15 protein-coding genes and 1 pseudogene are annotated in these 19,343 nt (G+C 63.6%); 6 read left to right on the top strand and 10 right to left on the bottom strand.

Translation table 11 applies throughout. The features are described from left to right. Positions 1 to 109: 109 nt before the first annotated feature. The 3 genes from ACSSU5_RS01020 to ACSSU5_RS01030 all read right to left on the bottom strand — a co-directional run bounded on the left by ACSSU5_RS01020 (position 110) and on the right by ACSSU5_RS01030 (position 5,867). Positions 110 to 3,256: a CusA/CzcA family heavy metal efflux RND transporter gene (locus ACSSU5_RS01020; RefSeq protein ID WP_492560417.1), complete on the bottom strand. Its 3,147-nt coding sequence runs from the start codon at positions 3,254 to 3,256 to the stop codon at positions 110 to 112. A gap of 16 nt (positions 3,257 to 3,272) precedes the next feature. Beyond that, entirely contained in the window at positions 3,273 to 4,472 is a 1,200-nt protein-coding gene (locus ACSSU5_RS01025) for an efflux RND transporter periplasmic adaptor subunit (RefSeq protein ID WP_264312672.1), read from the bottom strand. Positions 4,473 to 4,631: 159 nt separating this feature from the next. Further along, the gene (locus ACSSU5_RS01030; RefSeq protein WP_492560418.1) at positions 4,632 to 5,867 is read right to left on the bottom strand and encodes a TolC family protein; all 1,236 of its coding nucleotides are present in this window, start codon (positions 5,865 to 5,867) and stop codon (positions 4,632 to 4,634) included. Between the two features lie 222 nt (positions 5,868 to 6,089). On the opposite strand from ACSSU5_RS01030, the gene aroQ reads away from it, so the two are divergent. Both aroQ and ACSSU5_RS01040 read left to right on the top strand, forming a co-directional pair. Next, the gene (gene aroQ, locus ACSSU5_RS01035; RefSeq protein WP_264312671.1) at positions 6,090 to 6,539 is read left to right on the top strand and encodes a type II 3-dehydroquinate dehydratase; all 450 of its coding nucleotides are present in this window, start codon (positions 6,090 to 6,092) and stop codon (positions 6,537 to 6,539) included. Further along, entirely contained in the window at positions 6,536 to 7,384 is an 849-nt protein-coding gene (locus ACSSU5_RS01040; protein WP_264312670.1) for a shikimate dehydrogenase, read from the top strand. The genes aroQ and ACSSU5_RS01040 overlap by 4 nt, the downstream gene beginning before the upstream one ends. Before the next feature lie 116 nt (positions 7,385 to 7,500). Here ACSSU5_RS01040 and ACSSU5_RS01045 read toward each other — a convergent pair whose 3' ends face one another. Both ACSSU5_RS01045 and ACSSU5_RS01050 read right to left on the bottom strand, forming a co-directional pair. Then, positions 7,501 to 8,016 carry a thioredoxin family protein gene (locus tag ACSSU5_RS01045; RefSeq protein ID WP_264313899.1) on the bottom strand — a complete coding sequence of 172 codons (516 nt, stop codon included), beginning with the start codon at positions 8,014 to 8,016 and terminating at the stop codon, positions 7,501 to 7,503. A gap of 10 nt (positions 8,017 to 8,026) precedes the next feature. Then, on the bottom strand, positions 8,027 to 8,302 hold the full coding sequence (locus tag ACSSU5_RS01050) for a DUF2790 domain-containing protein (protein ID WP_264312669.1): 276 nt from the start codon (positions 8,300 to 8,302) through the stop codon (positions 8,027 to 8,029). Between the two features lie 219 nt (positions 8,303 to 8,521). Here ACSSU5_RS01050 and ACSSU5_RS01055 point away from each other — a divergent pair, with 219 nt between their 5' ends. The 4 genes from ACSSU5_RS01055 (at position 8,522) to ACSSU5_RS01070 (ending at position 11,862) form a co-directional block, all read left to right on the top strand. Beyond that, the gene (locus tag ACSSU5_RS01055; RefSeq protein WP_264312668.1) at positions 8,522 to 9,262 is read left to right on the top strand and encodes a response regulator; all 741 of its coding nucleotides are present in this window, start codon (positions 8,522 to 8,524) and stop codon (positions 9,260 to 9,262) included. Next, positions 9,259 to 10,545, top strand: coding sequence for a sensor histidine kinase (locus ACSSU5_RS01060; protein ID WP_492560419.1), 1,287 nt, complete (start codon positions 9,259 to 9,261; stop codon positions 10,543 to 10,545). The genes ACSSU5_RS01055 and ACSSU5_RS01060 overlap by 4 nt, the downstream gene beginning before the upstream one ends. A gap of 186 nt (positions 10,546 to 10,731) precedes the next feature. Further along, positions 10,732 to 11,352 carry a ferric reductase-like transmembrane domain-containing protein gene (locus ACSSU5_RS01065; RefSeq protein WP_264312666.1) on the top strand — a complete coding sequence of 207 codons (621 nt, stop codon included), beginning with the start codon at positions 10,732 to 10,734 and terminating at the stop codon, positions 11,350 to 11,352. Positions 11,353 to 11,367: 15 nt separating this feature from the next. Then, on the top strand, positions 11,368 to 11,862 hold the full coding sequence (locus ACSSU5_RS01070; RefSeq protein ID WP_264312665.1) for an HvfX family Cu-binding RiPP maturation protein: 495 nt from the start codon (positions 11,368 to 11,370) through the stop codon (positions 11,860 to 11,862). Between the two features lie 49 nt (positions 11,863 to 11,911). On the opposite strand, the gene ACSSU5_RS01075 is transcribed toward ACSSU5_RS01070, so the two are convergent. The 5 genes and pseudogenes from ACSSU5_RS01075 to ACSSU5_RS01095 all read right to left on the bottom strand — a co-directional run bounded on the left by ACSSU5_RS01075 (position 11,912) and on the right by ACSSU5_RS01095 (position 19,287). Continuing rightward, the gene (locus ACSSU5_RS01075; protein WP_264312664.1) at positions 11,912 to 12,610 is read right to left on the bottom strand and encodes an HvfC family RiPP maturation protein; all 699 of its coding nucleotides are present in this window, start codon (positions 12,608 to 12,610) and stop codon (positions 11,912 to 11,914) included. Beyond that, entirely contained in the window at positions 12,591 to 13,427 is an 837-nt protein-coding gene (locus ACSSU5_RS01080) for an HvfB family MNIO-type RiPP peptide maturase (RefSeq protein WP_492560420.1), read from the bottom strand. The genes ACSSU5_RS01075 and ACSSU5_RS01080 overlap by 20 nt, the downstream gene beginning before the upstream one ends. A gap of 81 nt (positions 13,428 to 13,508) precedes the next feature. Beyond that, a pseudogene (locus ACSSU5_RS01085) lies at positions 13,509 to 13,985 on the bottom strand (HvfA family oxazolone/thioamide-modified RiPP metallophore); the annotation flags it as partial. Beyond that, a complete protein-coding gene (locus tag ACSSU5_RS01090; RefSeq protein WP_264312662.1) occupies positions 13,982 to 14,542 on the bottom strand; it encodes a DUF4174 domain-containing protein in 561 nt (186 codons plus the stop codon). The pseudogene ACSSU5_RS01085 and the gene ACSSU5_RS01090, both read right to left, overlap by 4 nt. Positions 14,543 to 14,775: 233 nt before the next feature. Continuing rightward, positions 14,776 to 19,287, bottom strand: a complete 4,512-nt coding sequence (locus tag ACSSU5_RS01095) for an NEL-type E3 ubiquitin ligase domain-containing protein (protein WP_492560421.1) — start codon at positions 19,285 to 19,287, stop codon at positions 14,776 to 14,778. Between the last annotated feature and the right edge of the window lie 56 nt (positions 19,288 to 19,343).

Here is a 19,343-nt window from a genome sequence, read left to right on the forward strand (position 1 = left end):
CCCTTCGCAGGCAAGCCAGCTCCCACAGGGACCGCGATAGCCAGAAAAAGGCGCGGCACCTGTGGGAGCTGGCTTGCCTGCGAAGGGCCGCACAGCGGCCCCGGCATTATCAGCCTTCTTCCGCCTCTTCGCGCCGATACGCCCACTGGTACAACGCCGGCAACACCAGCAGCGTCAACGCCGTGGACGACAGGATCCCACCAATCACTACGGTCGCCAGCGGCCGCTGCACTTCAGCCCCGGTCCCCGTGGCCAGCGCCATCGGGATGAACCCCAGCGACGCCACCAGCGCGGTCATCAGCACCGGCCGCAAACGCGTCAGCGCGCCCTCCTCGACCGCCATGCGCAAGGTGCGCCCGTCCTCGCGCAGGCTGCGGATAAAGGCAATCATCACCAAGCCATTGAGTACCGCCACCCCCGACAGGGCAATAAAGCCCACCCCGGCAGAAATGGACAACGGAATGTCCCGCAACCACAGCGCCAGTACGCCACCGGTCAAGGCAAACGGAATACCGGTGAACACCAGCAAACCATCCTTGAGGTTGTTGAACATCATCAGCAACAGCGCCAGGACCAGCAGCAAGGCCACCGGCACCACCACCTGTAAACGCTCCGCCGCCGACTGTAGCTGCTCGAACTGGCCACCCCAGCGCGTCCAGTAACCGGGCGGGACCTGCACCTGCTCGATCAGGGTCTGTTCGGCTTGCTGCACAAACGAGCCGAGGTCGCGCCCGCGCACGTTGGCACTGACCACCACCACGCGCTTGCCATCCTCGCGGCTGACCTGGTTCGGCCCCAGCTGCAGGTTCAGTGACGCGACCTGCGACAGCGGGATGAAGCCGATCTGGGCAGCACCGGCCGCACTGCTGGCCGGCACCGGAATCAGCAAGCTGGAAAGCCCGTCGACATCGGTGCGCAACGTCTCGGACAGACGCACCACCATGTCGAAACGTCGGTCGCCTTCATACAGCGTGCCTGCCGTGCGGCCGCCCACGGCAATGGCGATGGCGTCCTGCACATCGCCCACGTTCAGGCCATGGCGGGCGGCCTTGTCGCGGTCGATTTCGATGGTCAGCACCGGCAGGCCCGTGGTCTGCTCGACCTTGACCTCCGAAGCCCCCGGCACGGTCTGCAGGCTGCTAGCGATCTGCGCGGCAGTCCGATTGAGCACGTCCATGTCATCACCGAACACCTTGACCGCCACGTCACTGCGCACGCCCGAGATCAGTTCGTTGAAGCGCAGCTGAATCGGTTGTGACAGCTCGTAGTTACTACCCGGCACACTGGCTGCGGCGCGCTGCACTTCGGCAATCAACGCCTCGCGCGGCTTGCCCGGGTCGGCCCATTGCGCGTGCGGGCGCAACATGACGTAGGCGTCGGAGATATTCGGCGGCATCGGGTCCGAGGCGATTTCGGCGGTGCCGGTACGGGCGAACACCCGCTCCACCTCCGGCACCTGGGCAATGATCGCCCGCTCAAGGCGTTGCTGCATGTCCACCGACTGCGACAGGCTGGTGCCTGGCACGCGCAGCGCTTGCAGGGCGAAGTCGCCCTCGCTGAGGCTCGGGATGAACTCGCTGCCCATGCGGCTGGCCATTACCCCGGACAACAGCACCAGCGCCGCCGCACCGGCGAACGCCAGCTTGCGCCGGCCCAGCACCCAGCCCAGCACCGGCGCATAGCGCTGGCGGGCGGTACGCATGACCAGGCCTTCCTCTTCCTTGACCTTGCCCGTCACGAACAGCGCAATCGCCGCTGGCACGAACGTCACCGAGAGGATCATGGCGCCCAGCAGGGCGATGACCACGGTGAACGCCATGGGGTGGAACATCTTGCCCTCGACCCCGGTCAAGGCAAAGATCGGCAGGTACACCACCATGATGATCAACTGCCCGTAAATCAGCGGGCGGCGTGCTTCACGGGCGGCGGCGAACACTTCATGGAAGCGCTCGGCGCGGGTCAGCATGCGGCCGTGGCGCTGCTGGGCATGGGCCAGGCGGCGAATGGCGTTCTCGACGATCACCACCGCACCGTCGACGATGATGCCGAAGTCCAGCGCGCCAAGGCTCATGAGGTTGGCGCTGACCTTGTTGCTGAACATGCCGGTGAAGGTGAACAGCATCGACAACGGGATGACCATGGCGGTGATCAGCGCAGCGCGGATGTTGCCCAGGAACAGGAACAGCACGGCGATGACCAGGATCGCACCTTCGATCAGGTTTTTCTTTACCGTGGCGATGGCTTTTTCGACCAAGTTCGTACGGTCATACACCGTCACCGCGACCACACCCTTGGGCAGGTTGCGGTTGATGTCGACCAGCTTGGCTGCAACCGCCTGGGACACCGTGCGGCTGTTCTCGCCAATCAGCATGAACACCGTGCCCAGCACCACCTCACGGCCATTCTCGGTGGCCGCCCCGGAGCGCAGCTCTTGGCCCAGGCCAACCTGGGCGACGTGGCTGACGCGTATCGGTGTGCCATCGACGCTGGAGATGACGATGTTGGCGATGTCTTCGGCCGAGTCCAGCTGGCCCGGTGCACGAATCAGCAGCTGCTCGCCATTGCGCTCGATGTAGCCTGCCCCCACGTTGGCGTTATTGCGCTCCAGCGCCGCGATCAGGTCATTGAGGGTGAGTTTGTAGGCGGCCAGGCGCTTGGGCTCAGGTGCGATCAGGTACTGCTTGGCATGGCCGCCGATGCTGTTGACCTCGGCCACCCCGGGCACATTGCGCAACTGCGGTTTGATGATCCAGTCCTGGATGACGCGCAGGTCGGTCTGGGTGTACGGCGTACCGTCGTCCTTGAGCGCGCCCTCCTCGGCCTCGACGGTCCATAAAAAGATCTCGCCAAGCCCTGTGGAAATCGGCCCCATCCCCGCCTCGATGCCAGCGGGCAACTGCTCACGCGCCACTTGCAGGCGCTCGTTGACCAGTTGGCGGGCGAAGAACAGGTCGGTGCTGTCATCGAAGATCACCGTGACCTGGGACAACCCCGAACGCGACAACGAACGGGTCTGCTTGAGGCCAGGCAAGCCGGCCATGGCCGTCTCGATGGCAAAGGTGATGCGCTGCTCGGTCTCCAGCGGCGAGTAGCCGGGCGCGGCGGTGTTGATCTGCACCTGGACGTTGGTGATGTCCGGTACTGCGTCGATTGGCAGTTTCTGGTAGCTGTGGATACCCACAGCAGCCATCAGCACCACAGCAAGCATGACCACCAGGCGCTGCTCGATGGCGAATTGGATCAGGCGTTCGAACATGGATGCGTTCCCGGTTTCAATGGCTGTGCTCGGCAGAACCTTTGCCAAGCTCCGACTTGAGGACGAAGCTGCCGGCGGCGGCAACCTGGGTGCCTGCAGCCAGGCCGGCGATGACCTCCACCTGGCCGGCGTCGCGACGGCCAGTCTGGACCGGGCGCGCTTCGAAGCCTTGCTCGGTACGGACGAACACCACCGTCTGCGCCTCCCAGGTCTGCAGGGCGCTTTCCGGCACCACCACGGCGGCGCTGGCACGCTCGACGCTGACCGCAATGTTCACGAACAGCCCAGGGCGCCAGGCACCGTTGGGGTTGGCCAAGGTGGCGCGCACGGTGGCCGCGCGGTTTTGCTCACCCAGCAGGCTGCCAACATAATTGACCGTGCCTTCTACCTCAGCCCCCAGGTCCGGGGCACTGACGGTGACGCTGCGGCCGGTGACGACCCTGCCCAAGTCGCGCGGGGCGACAGCAAAGGTGGCCCAGACTCGGCTCAGGTCGGACAACGTGAAGGCATTGCTGGTCTCATCGACCACCTCGCCCACGGTCAGGTGCTTTTCCACCACCACTGCATCGAAGGGTGCGCGCAGCTCATAGCGGTTGCCGGCGCCAGCGGGGCCGACTGCCGCGACCTTCTGCCGGGCGTTTGCCAGGGCAATCTCGGCCTCTTGCAACGCCTGGCGAGCTTGCAGGTAATCCTGCTCGGCACTGATGCGTTCCTGCCACAGCTGTTGCTCGCGCTGGAAGGTCAAACGTGCAAGTTCCAGGCGGCGCTGAGCGGCCTGCTGTTCGCTGCGCAGGTCGGAAATCTGCTGGCTGGCGATCACCGCCAGCACCTGGCCGCGCTTTACCGCCTGGCCTAGGTCGGCCTGCACCGACTCCACCACGCCAGGCACACGGGGCACGACATGCGCGGTGCGGTCTTCGTCGAAACGAATTTCACCCGGGAAGTTAATGGCAGTGCCCAGTTCACGGGGCCCGGCGGCCGCCAACTGCACGCCGGCCGCCTCGATCTGGGCGCTGGACAGGTGCAATTGGCCCTCTTCGTCTTCGTGGTCTTCACCGGCCTGCTCGGCACCGTGGCCGTGGCTGTCTTCGCCATGCTCGTCGTGCTGGGCTTCACCGCCTGTGGCCTGGCCGAGGTTGCCGGTCCAGGCCAGGCCACCGAGGCCGAGCACGGCCAGAGCGGCCGCCAGGATGGCGATCTTGCGTGGGTTATCCATTGTTGCTCCTGCTGTTCGTATTGTTGCTCAAGCCAGTGGGTCCGCTGCGCGGCCCATCGCAGGCAAGCCAGCTCCCACAGAGGCAGTGCCACGTTGATGGACGGTGCCGTCCCTGTGGGAGCTGGCTTGCCTGCGATGGGCCGCGCAGCGGACCCTGATTCACAAACCGCCCTCAAGGTCGCCATACATGCGCTCGACCTGGGCCCGCGCATCGGTCGCCGAGGCCAGTGCATCCAGGTACAACCCGCGCGCCTCAATCAGCGTGCGCTGGGCGTCGAGCACATCGAGGAAGGCGAACTTGCCCATTTCGAAGCCGCGGGTGGCGGTGTCCACCGCCTGCTGCGCCGAGGGCAGGATGGTGCGGTCGTAGGCCTGCACGTCCTGCATGGCGGTGGCCCACTGGCTGAGGGCGCTGCGGGTCTCGCTGCGCAATCGCAGTTCGACGGCGTTGCGCAGGTCGCGTGCCTGGTCGGCACGTCGTGCAGCGACCAGCACGTTGCCCTGATTGCGGTCGAACAACGGCAGAGGCATGGACAGCCCGACCACATTGACCCGCTCGCGGTCTTCGCGGCTGTATTGGCTACCCAGGCTGACGGTAAGGTTGGGTATGCGCTGGGCCTTTTCCGAACCCAGCGACGCCTCGCCTCGCTCGACCTGCGCCGCCGCCAGGCGCCACTCGACGGTCTGCGCGACCCTATCGAGCAGGGCCTCGGCCTTGGGCGCGGCACCCGGCGACAGAGTGCCAGCCTGCAGGCGGTCGAAGGTCGCCAGCGGGCTGCCCGTCAGCCGCGCCAGGGCCTGATAGGCCATGCTGCGCTGCGAGGCGGCGCGGCGCACTGCAGCCTGCGCCTGGGCTAGCTGCACCTGGGCGCGTGTGGTTTCCACCGGCGACGCCTGACCGGCCGTCACGCGCCCTTGCACCACGCGCAGCCCGCGTTCTGTCAGTGCCTGCGACTGCTGCGCCAGCTCCAGCGCCGTCTGCGCTCGCAGGGCTGCGTGAAAGGCCTGCACCACATCGGCGCGCAAGCTGTTGCGCTGCCGCTCCAACTCAAGCTGGGCAATGCTCTGGCCAGTACCGGCCACAGCGATACGCGCCCCCCGCTTGCCACCGAGTTCTAGCGGCTGGCTCAGGGTGACCGTGGTGGTGCGGGTGTCGCGGCGAGTGTCCTCGACCTCCCAGGACAGCTCCGGGTTGGGCATCAACCCAGCCTGGCGCCGCTCGCCTTCGGCGACACCGATTTCACGGCCTGCAGCGGCGAGTTCCGGGTTCTGCGCGAACGCAGCGGCGAGCGCTTCGGGCAAGCTCAGGCTGCCACTGGCCTGGGCTGTGCCAATGGCCGCCAAGAGCAGGCTGAGCAAGGCGATCTTGCGGGGGATGGCATGGGTGCGGAGCACAAACAGGTCCTCGTCGGCGAGCGTTGGCGAGGGACTGTAGGGCGGCGTGCTTATCGGGGCGGTGGCGTGAACATTACAATTCTGTCATCTGGCATGGCCGACCATAGCGCAAATCGTCCGGTTATCGCCCACTATCCTGCCGCAGCACCTTCATACAATTGACGAAACTAACCAGGTGGTACAAATATAAGCGCATCCAAAAACAACAAAGTGATGCCTTTCATGAAGCCCCTTATTCTTGTGCTGAACGGCCCTAACCTGAACATGCTGGGCACCCGCGAGCCAACCCAGTATGGCCGCGAGACCCTCGCCGACCTGGCCCAAGGCTGTGCCGACAGCGCCCTGGCCCACGGCCTGGACATCGAATTTCGCCAGACCAACCACGAAGGCGAACTGATCGACTGGATCCACGCCGCCCGTGGCCGCTGCGCCGGTATCCTGATCAACCCGGGTGCCTGGACCCACACCTCGGTGGCCATCCGTGACGCATTGGTTGCCAGTGAGTTGCCCGTCATCGAAGTGCACCTGTCGAACGTGCACAAACGCGAACCCTTCCGCCACCTGTCGTTCGTCTCGTCGATCGCCGTGGGTGTGATCTGCGGGCTGGGCAGCCATGGCTATCGCCTCGCCCTGAGCCATTTCGGGGAGATGTTGCGGGAGCAGACAGCATGAGCGAACAGGCCATCCTCGCCGGCCTGATCGGCCGTGGTATCCAACTGTCACGCACCCCGGCGCTGCACGAGCATGAAGGTGACGCCCAGGCGCTGCGTTATCTCTATCGCCTGATCGATGCCGATCAGTTGCAACTGGACGACAGCGCCCTGCCCGGCCTGCTCGATGCAGCACAGCAAACCGGGTTCACCGGGCTCAACATCACCTACCCGTTCAAACAGGCGATTTTGCCGCTGCTCGACGAGCTGTCCGATGAAGCGCGTGGGATCGGCGCGGTGAACACCGTGGTGCTCAAGGATGGCAAACGGGTTGGCCACAATACCGACTGCCTGGGTTTTGCCGAAGGCTTGCGCCGCGGCCTGCCGGATGTGGCACGCCGACAGGTGGTGCAGATGGGCGCCGGAGGTGCCGGCTCGGCGGTGGCCCATGCGCTGCTGGGCGAAGGGGTCGAACGGCTGGTGCTGTTCGAGGTGGACGCTGCGCGGGCGCAAGCGCTGGTCGACAACCTTAACGCGCACTTCGGCGCAGGCCGCGCGGTGCTCGGTACCGACCTGAGCGCGGCATTGGCCGAAGCAGACGGGCTGGTCAATACCACGCCGGTAGGCATGGCCAAGCTGCCGGGGACGCCGTTGCCGGTGGAACTGCTGCACGAACGGTTGTGGGTGGCGGAGATCATCTACTTCCCGCTGGAAACCGAACTGTTGCGTGCGGCGCGGGCGCTGGGCTGCCGGACACTGGATGGCAGCAACATGGCGGTGTTCCAGGCGGTCAAGGCGTTCGAGCTGTTCAGTGGGCGCGAGGCCGATGCGGGACGGATGCAGGCGCACTTTGCCAGTTTTAGCTGAGTCGGCAGCGGCCCTTTCGCGGGGCAAGCCCGCTCCCACAGCTGCCATGTGTAGCTGAGGCAGGCACTGATCCTGTGGGAGCGGGCTTGCCCCGCGAAAGGGCCGGCACAGGCGCATCACCCCTTTTCATCCAGCAAGGCCTTCAACACCTGTTCCTGCCCGGCGTAATCCCCCTCGCCGAAATGCACATGGCGCACCTGCCCTTTGCGGTCGACAAAATAGTGCGCCGGCCAGAACTGGTTGCCCCAGGCATTCCACACCTGGTGGTCGTTGTCCACCGCCACCGGGTAAGCGATCCCCAGCGTGGCCACCTTGTCACGCAAGGTGGCCACATCATGCTCGTAGTCATACTCAGGCGTATGCACACCCACCACGACCAGCCCCTGGTCGGCGTAACGCCGTGCCCACGCATTCACATGCGGCAGGCTGCGCTGGCAGTTGATGCAGTCCCAGGTCCAGAAGTCCACCAGCACCACCTTGCCTTTGAGCGCCGGCGCATCCAGTGGCGGGGAATTCAGCCATTGGCTGGCGCCCGACAGCGAGGGCATGGCGCCGTAACTGTCGCGGGCCTCCAGGTAACCGGCAAGGCCCAGGCCTGTCAGGGCCAGCGCAATGCCACCCACCTTGAGCATCAGGCGGCGATCAATTCTCATGGCAGCCGCCGGTGGCATAGGAGCGGTACTCCACGCTCTGGCGCTGGCCCTTGGAATCGAGGTAGTCCATGCGGGTGTTGACCAGGCCGCAGGTGGTGCTTTGATCATCCTGCACCGACAGGACTTTCTTCACATCCAGATGATCACCGTAGCGGTACTGCATGACACTGGCATCGCTCATCGGCGAGGGGGCGGCCTGGGCGGCAATGGCGCCGAGGCTGAGCACGGCGAACAGGCTGGCGCTGGCAAAGGTTTTGAGGTTCATGACAACTCTCCTGTGTAACGCTTGGGGTGGGGAGTGTTGCTCCCCGGTCGAGAGCCATTACACGTCCGCCTGGTATCCCCTCTGTGTCAGCCGAGCCTGTGATCTGCTTCCTGCTGTATCCCGTTCAGCGCCAGATACACTGCAATACAAAACCGCGCAGGCAAGCACGATAACGCTCGGTACACTGCGCCCATCCCACCCCACACAGGAACGCTGCGCATGGAACACGTCGATCACATCCTGATCGTCGACGACGACCGCGAGATCCGCGAACTGGTCGGCAACTACCTGAAGAAGAACGGCCTGCGCACCAGCATCGTGGCCGATGGGCGGCAGATGCGCGCCTTTCTCGAAGCCAACAGCGTCGACCTGATCGTCCTCGACATCATGATGCCCGGCGACGATGGCCTGTTGCTGTGCCGTGAACTGCGCGCCGGCAAGCACCGCAACACCCCCGTGCTGATGCTGACTGCACGCAACGACGAGACCGACCGCATCATCGGCCTGGAGATGGGCGCCGACGACTACCTGACCAAGCCTTTTTCCGCGCGTGAACTGCTGGCCCGCATCAATGCCGTATTACGCCGCACGCGCATGCTGCCGCCCAACCTGACCATCAGCGAAAGCAGCCGCCTGGTAGCCTTCGGCCAGTGGCGCCTGGACACCACCGCGCGCCACCTGCTCGACAGCGAAGACACCCTGGTGGCCCTGAGCGGTGCAGAATACCGGCTGTTGCGTGTATTTCTCGACCACCCGCAGCGGGTGCTCAGCCGCGAACAACTGCTCAACCTGACCCAGGGCCGCGAAGCAGACATTTTCGACCGCTCCATCGACCTGCTGGTCAGCCGATTGCGCCAGCGCCTGGGTGACGACGCCCGTGAACCCAGCTGCATCAAGACCGTGCGCAGCGAAGGCTACGTCTTTTCACTGCCGGTACAACTGCTTGAGTCGCCCTCATGAAATGGCCACGGACCCTCGCCTCACGGCTGGCACTGATCTTCTTCACAGGCCTGGTGCTGGCCTATGGGCTGTCGTTCGGCCTGCAAGCCTATGAGCGCTACATCAGCAGCCGTTCGATGATGCTCAACAACCTGGAGCAGGACGTCGCCACCTCGGTGGCCATTCTCGACCGCCTGCCCGCAGCCGAACGCGCCGCCTGGCTGCCGCGCCTGGAACGGCGCACCTACCGCTACCACCTTGACCATGGCCAGGATGGCCAGGCGATGCCTACCAGCGACCCGCCCATGGCCGCCGAATCGATCGTCAAAGCCATCGGCGACGACTATCGCCTGACCTTCAAGGAGATCCCAGGCCCGAATACGCATTTTCAGGTGCACTTGAGCCTCGCCGATGGCGCCCCCCTGACCGTTGACGTCACCCCGACCCCCGTACCGGTTGCCCGCTGGCTGCCGGTAGTACTGCTGATCCAGCTGGCCTTGCTGTTGCTGTGTACCTGGCTTGCAGTACGCCTGGCCATCGGCCCGCTCACCCGCCTGTCGCAGGCGGTGGACAACCTCGACCCAGACAAGCCCAGTGTGCAACTGGACGAAAGCGGCCCGCGCGAGGTGAAGTACGCCGCCGTCGCCTTCAATGCCTTGCAGGCGCGTATCGCGGCCTATCTCAAGGAGCGCATGCAGTTGCTGGCGGCGATTTCCCACGATCTGCAAACCCCCATCACCCGCATGAAGTTGCGGGTCGAAGTGATGGATGAGGGGGTCGAGAAAGACAAGCTGTGGCACGACCTGGATGCCATGGAGCATCTGGTACGCGAAGGTGTCGCGTATGCCCGCAGCATGGACATCAACACCGAGGCCCGGTGCCGGATCAACCTCGACGCCTTCCTCGACAGCCTGGTGTTCGATTACCAGGACAGCGGCGCCCAGGTCGAACGCCACGGCAACGCCGAAGGCCTGCTGGAAACCCGCCCGCATGCGTTGCGCAGGGTCCTGGTCAACCTGGTGGACAATGCCCTTAAATTCGCCGGCAAAGCACAACTGGAGGTCAGCCGTGAGCAGGGCTGCACCAAAATCCGAGTACTCGATGACGGCCCAGGTATTCCGGAAGATGAGCTCAATGAAGTGCTCAAGCCCTTTTACCGGGTAGAGAGCTCGCGCAACCGCAGTACCGGGGGCACCGGGCTGGGGCTGGCGATCGCTCAGCAATTGACCCAGGCCATGGGGGGGCGGTTGACCCTTAGCAATCGCCAGGGCGGCGGGCTGTGTGCACAAATCGAGCTGAAATGAACCGCGCCGGCAAGCCAGCGACCTGATCTGCACCGGCTTCAAAATCTGCGCAGTTCTGCTAGCAAGCGCCGTCTTACGTAACCGATAGCTACAGTCCGATACACTGCGTCGCATTCTCCGACACACTGGTGATACCCCACCCCCGCACACTCCCGGTCACACAACGACAACCCGGGAATTGCAACAATGAAACCCCTCACCCTGCCCTCTGGCTGGAAGCTGTTTACCGCCCTGGCCGGTTTGACGCTGGCAATGACTGCCGTGGCGCTGGCCGCCAACCCACCCGGCCCGGACAGCCTGCGCGCGGCTATCCGGGCCACCGCTCGCAGCTCCTTCGCACTGTTTCTGATTACCTTTCTGGCTTCGTCGCTGGTCACCTTTCTGCCCGGCTCCGGTAGCCGTCGCCTGGTGCGCGAGCGGCGCTACCTGGGCCTGGCCTTCGCCTTCTCGCACACCGTGCACGGGCTGTTGCTCTACCGCTATGCGCAGCAGTTTCCGGATCTGTTCTGGAGCGATCGCACAGCCACTTCCAGCCTGCCGGGCACAATCGGCTACCTGTTCCTTGCGTTGCTCACCCTGACCTCGTTCAAGGCCCCGATGCGCGTGCTCGGCGCGAATACCTGGAAGGCCCTGCACTGCATCGGCATGTGGGTATTGGCCGGGGTGTTCTGCCTGTCGTTCTACAAACGCATCCCGATGGCTGGCTGGTACCCGGTGGCCTTCGCCCTGATGTTCAGCGCCATCGCCTTCAAGCTCACCGCCAAACTGGCCCTGCGCCAGCGCCGCACTACCACCGCCCTGTCCTGACACGAGACGACCACCATGACAACCCTTACTCGCACTTTCAGCCACATTGACCGTATCGGGAATTGGAGTGCCGACCTGCCACTGCGCCTGTTTCTGGCCTGGGAATTTTTCGAGTCCGGCCTGGAGAAACTCCATGGCGCCAACTGGTTCGGCGACCTGCAGTCCAGCTTCCCGTTCCCCTTTAGCGCACTGCCGGCAGAACTGAACTGGCAACTGTCGATGTGGGCCGAGCTGATCCTGCCTTTGCTGCTGTTGCTGGGCCTGGGAACACGCCTGGCCTCGGCCGGGCTCATGGTCATCACGGTGGTGGCCATCGCTGCCGTGCATTGGCCGGCACAGTGGTCAAGCCTGGCGGAACTGGCACAGGGGTATGCCATCACCGACCAGGGTTTCGGCAACTTCAAGTTGCCCCTGATCTACCTGGTGGCGCTACTGCCCTTGCTGCTCAAAGGGGCCGGCCGCCTGAGCCTTGACCGCTGGCTTGAAGCACGGCTCGCCGCGAGGGCTTGAACCGCAAAAAAAAGGCTCAGGGCCGATTGGCCCTGAGCCCTTTTTAGTTTCAGCATGTCCCGATGACAATGCCTTGCGCGCGCAAGCTTTCCAGCAAAGCCAGGCCTTGCTCTTGATCCCCTCCCAGTGCTTGCAAACGCTGCTGGCCAGTCCCCCTCACCTCTGCCAACAAGCGATAAGCCATGGGCGCAAGGCGAGCGAAGCGCACCTGCAACCCGGCGTCACGGTACACCAGCAGCAACGTGGGCACCTCAGGCGCTTGCTGGGGCTGATAGCCAGGGCCAATACGCTCGACCGGCCAGCGGTAGGCCAACACCCTGGCCGTGCACGACAGCAGCGGTTCACCCAACAGCAGGTCGCCTTGTGGGTCATGGGCCGGGTCTTGGGCATCGCTCAGGTAGAGCTGGGCTTCGACCCACTCGTAATGGGCAAGCTCAAGCTGCCACGGGGCATCGGGCTTGATCCCCTGGAGGTAGTCGATGAACGCCTCGGCGATCTCGGTGAATAAGGGTGTCTGGCTGCGATAGTTGGCATAGAAATCACGCACCCGGGCATGCCAGCACGCCTCGCCCAGAGTTTGCCGCATCACCGGGAAACTGCCGGCCAACAAGCCTTCGATAGCGCCGTAGAACAGCTCACGGTAAACCTTCAAACGGCGCGCCTCGATGCCAGGCGGCGGGGCATGCCGGGCGGGGTCGCGCAGGTGCCGCGCCAGGGTGAACTGCTGTTCACGCAACACTTCGCTCATGCGCCACCTCCTGCTGTACAGCACGGATGCGGGCCGTCTCTTCGAGCAGTTCGGCCAACGGCGGATAGTTGAAGTCACGCTCGAGCACCGTCGGTTTGGCGCCGAAGCGTATGCAGGCAGTCGCGAACAACGACCAGACGTCCTCCTTCACCGGTGCTCCGTGGGTATCGACCTTGAGGTCGTGGGCCTCGTCATAGTGCCCCGCCACGTGCATGCCGGTGACCCTGGCCTGCGGCAGCCCGTGCAGGAACGCCTGCGCATCGTAAGCATGGTTACAGGCGTTGACGAACACGTTGTTGACGTCCAGCAGCAGGTCGCAATCGGCTTCGTCGAGCACCGCGCGGATGAAGTCCAGCTCGCTCATCGCCTGGTAGGGCGCCGCGTAGTAGCTGATGTTTTCCACGGCGATGCGCCGCTGCAGGTGGTCCTGCGCCTGGCGAATCCTGGCGGCGACATGATGCACTGCCTCTTCGGTGAAGGGGATCGGCATCAAGTCGTAGAGGTGGCCGTCATCGCTGCAGTAACTCAGGTGTTCGCTGTACAGCCGTACCCGATGACGATCGAGAAACTGCCGGGTCTGATCCAGAAAGCCTCGATCAAGCGGCAGGCTGCCGCCAAGGGACAGGGACAAGCCATGGCAGGTCAGCGCAAAGCGTTCACTCAGTTGCGCCAGGCCTTGGCCATAGGCCCCGCCGACACCGATCCAGTTTTCCGGCGCGCACTCGAGAAAGTCCACTGCGCCCTCTTCAAGGGCCAACAACTCGGGCATCAGGCCACGGCGCAGGCCAAGGCCTGCAAACAAGGGTGAGGTAGTCATCGATAAGTATCCGCCACATGCAAAACGCCCCGCCTGACCAGCAGGAGGGGCGTTGTGTCATTCCAAGGGTTGAAGTCAGGACTTACCGGTCACCGAGGCATCACCTGCCTTGTCTGCGGCTCCACACTTACCTTCACCGCATTTACCTTCGCCATGGCTGGCCTTCTTGTCGCCACCGCATTTACCTTCACCGCACTTGCCTTCCCCCTGGGTGGCCTTGTTGCTGCCGCCGCACTTGCCTTCGCCGCATTTGCCCTCGCCGTGTACCTTGGCCGACGCCAACTGATAACCCTGGGACAGGGGCTCGACAGCGAATGCGCTGCTGCCAAAGGCCATGCTGCCGAGCAGGGCGGCGCCGAGCAGGCCGAGGTTTTTACGTGCATGAGTCATGGTGTAGCTCCACTGTGGTTGGGAAGTGGAGCCATTAGGCCGGGCGGGTGTGTCGAGGTTGTATCGCCGAAATCGGCATTTTGTACATGAATAGGTCTGTTGGCGTGCAGGATACAGTGTGATACACAGCCCCCGCCCCTGCGACCAGAGGCGGGGGCTGGCTGTCAGTCCTCCAGCGGCTTGGGCGGCGCTGCAGGCTTGGCGGGTTTAACCGGTTTTGCGGGTTTGCTGTCCTTACCCTTGGCTTCAGGTGCTGCCGCTACAGGCTCCGGTGCAGCCACGGCCTTCTCGCTCGCCGGCAGATCATCGACCGCCTTGAGGATCGCCTGCGGGTCGATCGGCTCGCCCGTCGCGTCATCCTTGAGCATGTGCCGTTCACCGTCCTTGCCAACGAGGATCACTTTGGTGCCTGCGCTTGCACCCAGTTTGAGTTCGCGGATCAGCGCCATGGTGGTCTGCTGCTCAAGGTTCTTGTCTTCGCGCTTGCCCACCATTTTGGCCACGCTGTACAGCACCAGGCTGCGCTCCTTGAAGGCCTTCTGGATCTGCGGGTCTTCCAGGGCTTTATTCAACCCAAGTAACGTCGGGTCGGCTGAACTGGGGGCGATGATCACCAAAGGCCGTGCCTTGCCCAATTCCTTGGCCAAAGGCGCATCGCTGTCGGCGGCGAACAGAGGACTGGTGACGGCGAGCAAGGTGGCGAGGGTCAGTGACCGGACGAGCATACACATCTCCTTAATATCTCGATAAACCAATGACTACAGATCACGGAGAAAAATCCGATCTGGAGCCTAAACCACTTCAAACATCCGGTGGTCAGGGAAAAGTAACTGGCAATTTCCAGTCATGCCTCAGAACTGGATGACGGCCTTTTCCGAAAAGGCCATCTTTTGAGTGAGCATAGTCCAAAGCCACTGGAGGGAAGACTGCGCGATGCCGCCTGCCAGTAGCCGGTACGTCACACGTTGATGCCCGCATCTGCCGGCCCGGCCTCCAATGCCGCCAGCGTCAGGTCGAGCATCAGCCCGCGCCGAGCGGCACGCTGCGCGCCAAGAATCGCATCAGACTCTGCCTGCCTGGCCTCGTCAGTCAGTGCTTCGTCGTCAAGCACACGATCGAGACGGCGCCGGAACGGCCTGTCGACATGAGCGAAGCGCGCCGGCTGAGCACGTTCCAGGTGCGCCTGCCAGAACGTTCGGTCTACCAGCGAGCGTGCGACTTCTTCCTGCGTCTCGGCTTCAAGCACTTGCGCCTGGGCCCGTGCAAGGTGCGCTTCAGTGACACCTGCCAGGGCGCGAAAACTCATGTCACCCACTGCGATGGGCAAGTTCAAGCGGTCACGCAAGCCAAGGCGATAAGCGAGCCCCACTTCACTCTCATCCGGGTTGCCACCACGATTAAGAATGTCTCCCACAGCCAGCCGGTCAACTTCATCCAGGCGCCACAAACGCCGCCCCAACGTAATCAACGCTTGCTCCGTGTTGCCTTGTGCAGCGGCCCGGGCCTGCCACACCAGCACATTCAGTTCAAGATTGCTCAGGCACCAGGTAGCGCCGTCCTGACACCCCCACTCGTCATTGGCGATATCCAGCAAGGCATCGCGCAGGGCCAGTTCCTTGGCCATCGCCTGCAACAAGGCAAGTACCCGCTGGGCGAGGGCTTGTGCGTTGATGTGGTAATCCGCAGACTGCAGCAGTTGCTGCAGCACTCGGAAGAAGCGATCAGCTGCATCCCCCACATCCACCGACTCCCAGGCCGCCAGCAGCAGGCCACGAAAGCGCGTCCCGACAGCATCCCCCCATACCTCCCGGGCATGCTCAAGCTGCTCGCGAAGCAGCGTCTCGTCCAGCGCGACAGCAGGCGCCATGAGAGACCCCTGCAAACGCACCAGCTCAGCCTCCTCCAGTGGGTTACCGGCCAGCCTGATACGCCGCCGTAGCCCCGGCGCCAATTGATAGAACCACGGCGGTATCTCCCTGATACGGTTTTCGCGCATGTCCATGAAAATCAGGCTCGAACGATTGGTCACGCCGTGGGGAAAGTGCGTCAGGCCAGTGTCACGCAAGTTCAACCAGCGCAGAGAGGTCAACCCACTCAAGGTAAAGGTGCGGCCCAATGGGTTATGGGACAAGTCGAGGTAGCACAGCGTTGTGGAGCTTGCCAAGGTAGCGGCTTGGCTGGTGGTCAACACGATCCGATTGTGGGTCAGGGTCAGCTGACGCAACGCCTGCATTTGCAAAAGCGGCTGCGGTATTCGCATCAAGAAATTTCCGCCCAGATCCAGCATGCGCAGACGCGGAAATGCAAGCATGAAACTCGCGGGAATTTCCTGCAATTCCATGCGCAGCAGGGATACATCGGAAACATGGGCAAAGCTGACCTGCGCCGGTATTTCCGGTAGCCCACCGGGCCTCATGTTGTACAGGACCATGCGGTAGTTCTGATCGGTATCGAGGTGCGTTTGCCCGGCGTCGGTCGTGCGCCGCCAACAATCCAGCAATGTGCCGCGCATGCAGTCCCGGTCTTCCCTTACCTCGCCTTCGGCCTCCCCGACCCACGCTTCCAGGCTGTTGCGCAACACCCTGTACTCTGCGCGCAGCTCGGCCAATACTGTTTCCAGATTACGCCCCGAGCGCCGAACATTGTCGCTCCATATCGCCACCTGCTCATCACTGAAGGAGGGGAACAGTTCACGCACGGTTACCGCCAATGCCCTCTGTGGCCTGCCCGGGCCACCCGAGTTACGCCCACCCAAGGGGTAACCTAAGCGGCCATCGGCCAAGCGCTGCGGGAGGCGGAAGATGCCTGGGCGCTGGGCGCCCAGCAAACCTTGGATTTCGGCGCGTCGTTTCAGGGCTTCACGCCCCAACAAGACCCTGAGGTTATGGGCGAAGGGGTCGCCAACCTGCATGGCCGTGCGCTGTTGCGCCGTGTAGGCCGCGACCAGCACCTCGAACAACTCGCCAGCTTCACCTCGCCGCGCCCCTTGAGCATCAAGCAATTGAAAGGTGCCATTGTGGTGCACGAGGTCGAATGCCTGTGCGCCGTCTGCGGTCGCTGACAGCAGCGGCCCGGCGAGATGGCCTTCGAACAAACGCCAACGCACCCCTTGCTCAGCGCCAGGCAAGTACTTGAGCAGCCCCAGTACGACGCGAGCCAAATCGGCGTTCTGTGGGGTATCCAGGAACAACGCTTCGAACACGCGAACCCTGCGGATGTCCGAGACGCTGTGCCTGGCTGCTTCGGCCAGGTTCAATGGCACCCGCCCACTTTGCAACAACCGTCGACGATCGTCCCCGCTGGCCGCGGCCACCAGTGCCTGCGCGGCCCGGCAATGCAAGCCAGGGAACACTTTGCGCAGCAATGCACTTGCGGGGCTGTCGCTGGCCTGCACCGTTTCATACAGGTTCCCCAGCAAATGACGACGCTGGGCCCAGACCAGCTCGGCCAAGGCCTGGTCCGACACACCCTCTGCCCCTGCCAGGCGCCGGGCATGCTGGAGGACAGTGGCATCTTGCACTCGCTCACCCGCACGCAAACGGCTGATCAGCTGACGAATCCGCTGGTCGAGCCGGGAGCGTTCGGCACTGTCGAGCATGCCGGGTTCTGGCGCACGGCCATACACATGCATGGCCCGCAGATGATCCGCACTCAGCTCATGAAAACCCAGGACTTGGTCGATCTGCTCGTCCGTCATGCTATCCAAGGGTGCGCCAAATCGACGGAACATGCGGTGGGGGTCGTCCCATTGCGCTGGCTGCTCACTCCAGACTCGCCAGGCGCCAGCGCCGTTGTGACATAACGCAGGCCCATTCCCACCGCGCGGACGAAGCTGCCACTGGCCATCCTTGGCGGGCTCGATCACCGGGTAGTAGTGCCCCTCCATTTCGACCCATGCCTGGCCGCTTTGACGTCGAATACCCAGCGCATCCTGAGCGGCCGCAGTACTGGGCGCGACACTGCGATAAGCTGCCAGGTCCTGCTGCCAAAGCTTGCTGCTACCGTCTTCTAGCCGCGCAGGCAGCATGGCATCGACCACCGCTGAACGTGCCCACAACCGCCGCGCCACGGTCACCCCCGCCACTGTGGCTGCGAGCGCTGCAAGGTCAGTCGCGACGTTGGTCAGATGGTCGAGTGCTTCCTGAGCATCGCCGTCATGCAACGCTTCGACGCCGTGGTACACCTCGCCCAGCACCTCCCAGACGGTCACCGCCAGCATAGCCAGCCCCAGGCCCGGAACAAAAAACGACGCCAGGTTGAGCAGCGCCCAGCCTTCAGCAACCAGCCGTTCGTCATGAGCGCGCTGCACCTCACGGTCGAGCCGGGCCACCGGCACCACGATCATCGCCGCGTCCTCTTTGATCTGGCGGATGCGCGACTGCGCAAGGGCGTTGAACAACGGTGAAGGGTAAGCCTGCAGATGGGGTTTCAGGTCACGACTGGCCCAGGCCGGCAGGTCGTCAAAAACCGGGATCACCGAGGCAAAAAAAGCTTGGCTGTCGCGTCTTGGCACGAAGCGCCTGAAAAACCGCTGGTACGACTTGACGCGCAAGCGATGGCCCAATGCTCGATTAAGTGCCTTGAGGTCTTCGAACGCACTCCAGGGCGCCACCGGGTCACCCGGTACATGCATCAGCAAGCGACGCGTGGTGTTGAACAAGGGGCCTTGGTCGATTACATCAAGCACCACGACTTGCTCAAGCGCGCACCCAAGCAAGCTCAGGCGCTTGGCCACCACTAGGTCACCGGCCAAGCGCAGCACCTTGCCATCAAGGCACATGCCCACCAGCAGTTTTAGCTCGCTGGCATCCAGCACGCCGTCCTGCCTGGCCTTGTACCCATCTACCAGCATGGCGTAACGGGTTGCATCCACCAGCATCGACACAATGCGCTTCTCGTCATTGGCAGGCTTCAGGACCGCATCCAGATGACGTTGGTAGCGCGCCCCCAGGTCCAGCTCGCGGCACAGCGCGGCGAATGCGACAGCGGTGGGAGGTTTAGGCTCGCCCGAGCGTGGCACCAGCAGCCTATTGCCCACAGGCTGGCCGCCTGAGCTGGCTTGTTCGGCAGTAAAGTTACGCAGAACCACCTCAAGCAGTGGCTTTTCCTCATACACCACTTCTGTCAGGTGAGCCCCTACAGGCTGAGTGTTGATCACCGGTTCCCGGCGCCCTTCGAGAAAGGTCAGTCGGCGCACGTTGTAGGTGAACGCATAGCGCTCAGTGAGCGCCTTCTGAAGCGCCGAAGCGACGAAATCTTCGATATCGTCGATTTTCCCCAGCAGCGTGCTCAGCTGCTGACGACACGCGAGGCTCTTGGCCAGTGCATGACTGATCTTGGGCAACTGATCGACCGGCGCTTGTCGTAGCCAACGGGGTAGGCGCTTACCGATGATGTCGTCCTGAAACGCTTCGCTGTCGCGCTGCCGCGTGTCCGGGCGCGGCTCACCCGACGATTGTGTAGTGCCCATGCTCAAAGCCTCCTGACCAATAAAGAGGGCCAGCCTAGGCAGCAGAGGCTTTGCGA

It is taken from the genome of Pseudomonas sp. E1MeOHC2 (genome assembly GCF_058745025.1).

What these genes read in the sequence shown, in the direction of transcription:
- ACSSU5_RS01060 (WP_492560419.1), top strand. Translation starts at nt 9,259, where the DNA reads ATGAAATGGCCACGGACCCTCGCCTCACGGCTGGCACTGATCTTCTTC.
- ACSSU5_RS01070 (WP_264312665.1), top strand. Translation starts at nt 11,368, where the DNA reads ATGACAACCCTTACTCGCACTTTCAGCCACATTGACCGTATCGGGAAT.
- ACSSU5_RS01075 (WP_264312664.1), bottom strand. Translation starts at nt 12,610, where the DNA reads ATGAGCGAAGTGTTGCGTGAACAGCAGTTCACCCTGGCGCGGCACCTG.
- ACSSU5_RS01025 (WP_264312672.1), bottom strand. Translation starts at nt 4,472, where the DNA reads ATGGATAACCCACGCAAGATCGCCATCCTGGCGGCCGCTCTGGCCGTG.
- ACSSU5_RS01090 (WP_264312662.1), bottom strand. Translation starts at nt 14,542, where the DNA reads ATGCTCGTCCGGTCACTGACCCTCGCCACCTTGCTCGCCGTCACCAGT.
- ACSSU5_RS01050 (WP_264312669.1), bottom strand. Translation starts at nt 8,302, where the DNA reads ATGAACCTCAAAACCTTTGCCAGCGCCAGCCTGTTCGCCGTGCTCAGC.
- ACSSU5_RS01045 (WP_264313899.1), bottom strand. Translation starts at nt 8,016, where the DNA reads ATGCTCAAGGTGGGTGGCATTGCGCTGGCCCTGACAGGCCTGGGCCTT.
- ACSSU5_RS01020 (WP_492560417.1), bottom strand. Translation starts at nt 3,256, where the DNA reads ATGTTCGAACGCCTGATCCAATTCGCCATCGAGCAGCGCCTGGTGGTC.
- ACSSU5_RS01055 (WP_264312668.1), top strand. Translation starts at nt 8,522, where the DNA reads ATGGAACACGTCGATCACATCCTGATCGTCGACGACGACCGCGAGATC.
- ACSSU5_RS01095 (WP_492560421.1), bottom strand. Translation starts at nt 19,287, where the DNA reads ATGGGCACTACACAATCGTCGGGTGAGCCGCGCCCGGACACGCGGCAG.
- ACSSU5_RS01065 (WP_264312666.1), top strand. Translation starts at nt 10,732, where the DNA reads ATGAAACCCCTCACCCTGCCCTCTGGCTGGAAGCTGTTTACCGCCCTG.
- ACSSU5_RS01080 (WP_492560420.1), bottom strand. Translation starts at nt 13,427, where the DNA reads ATGACTACCTCACCCTTGTTTGCAGGCCTTGGCCTGCGCCGTGGCCTG.
- ACSSU5_RS01040 (WP_264312670.1), top strand. Translation starts at nt 6,536, where the DNA reads ATGAGCGAACAGGCCATCCTCGCCGGCCTGATCGGCCGTGGTATCCAA.
- aroQ (WP_264312671.1), top strand. Translation starts at nt 6,090, where the DNA reads ATGAAGCCCCTTATTCTTGTGCTGAACGGCCCTAACCTGAACATGCTG.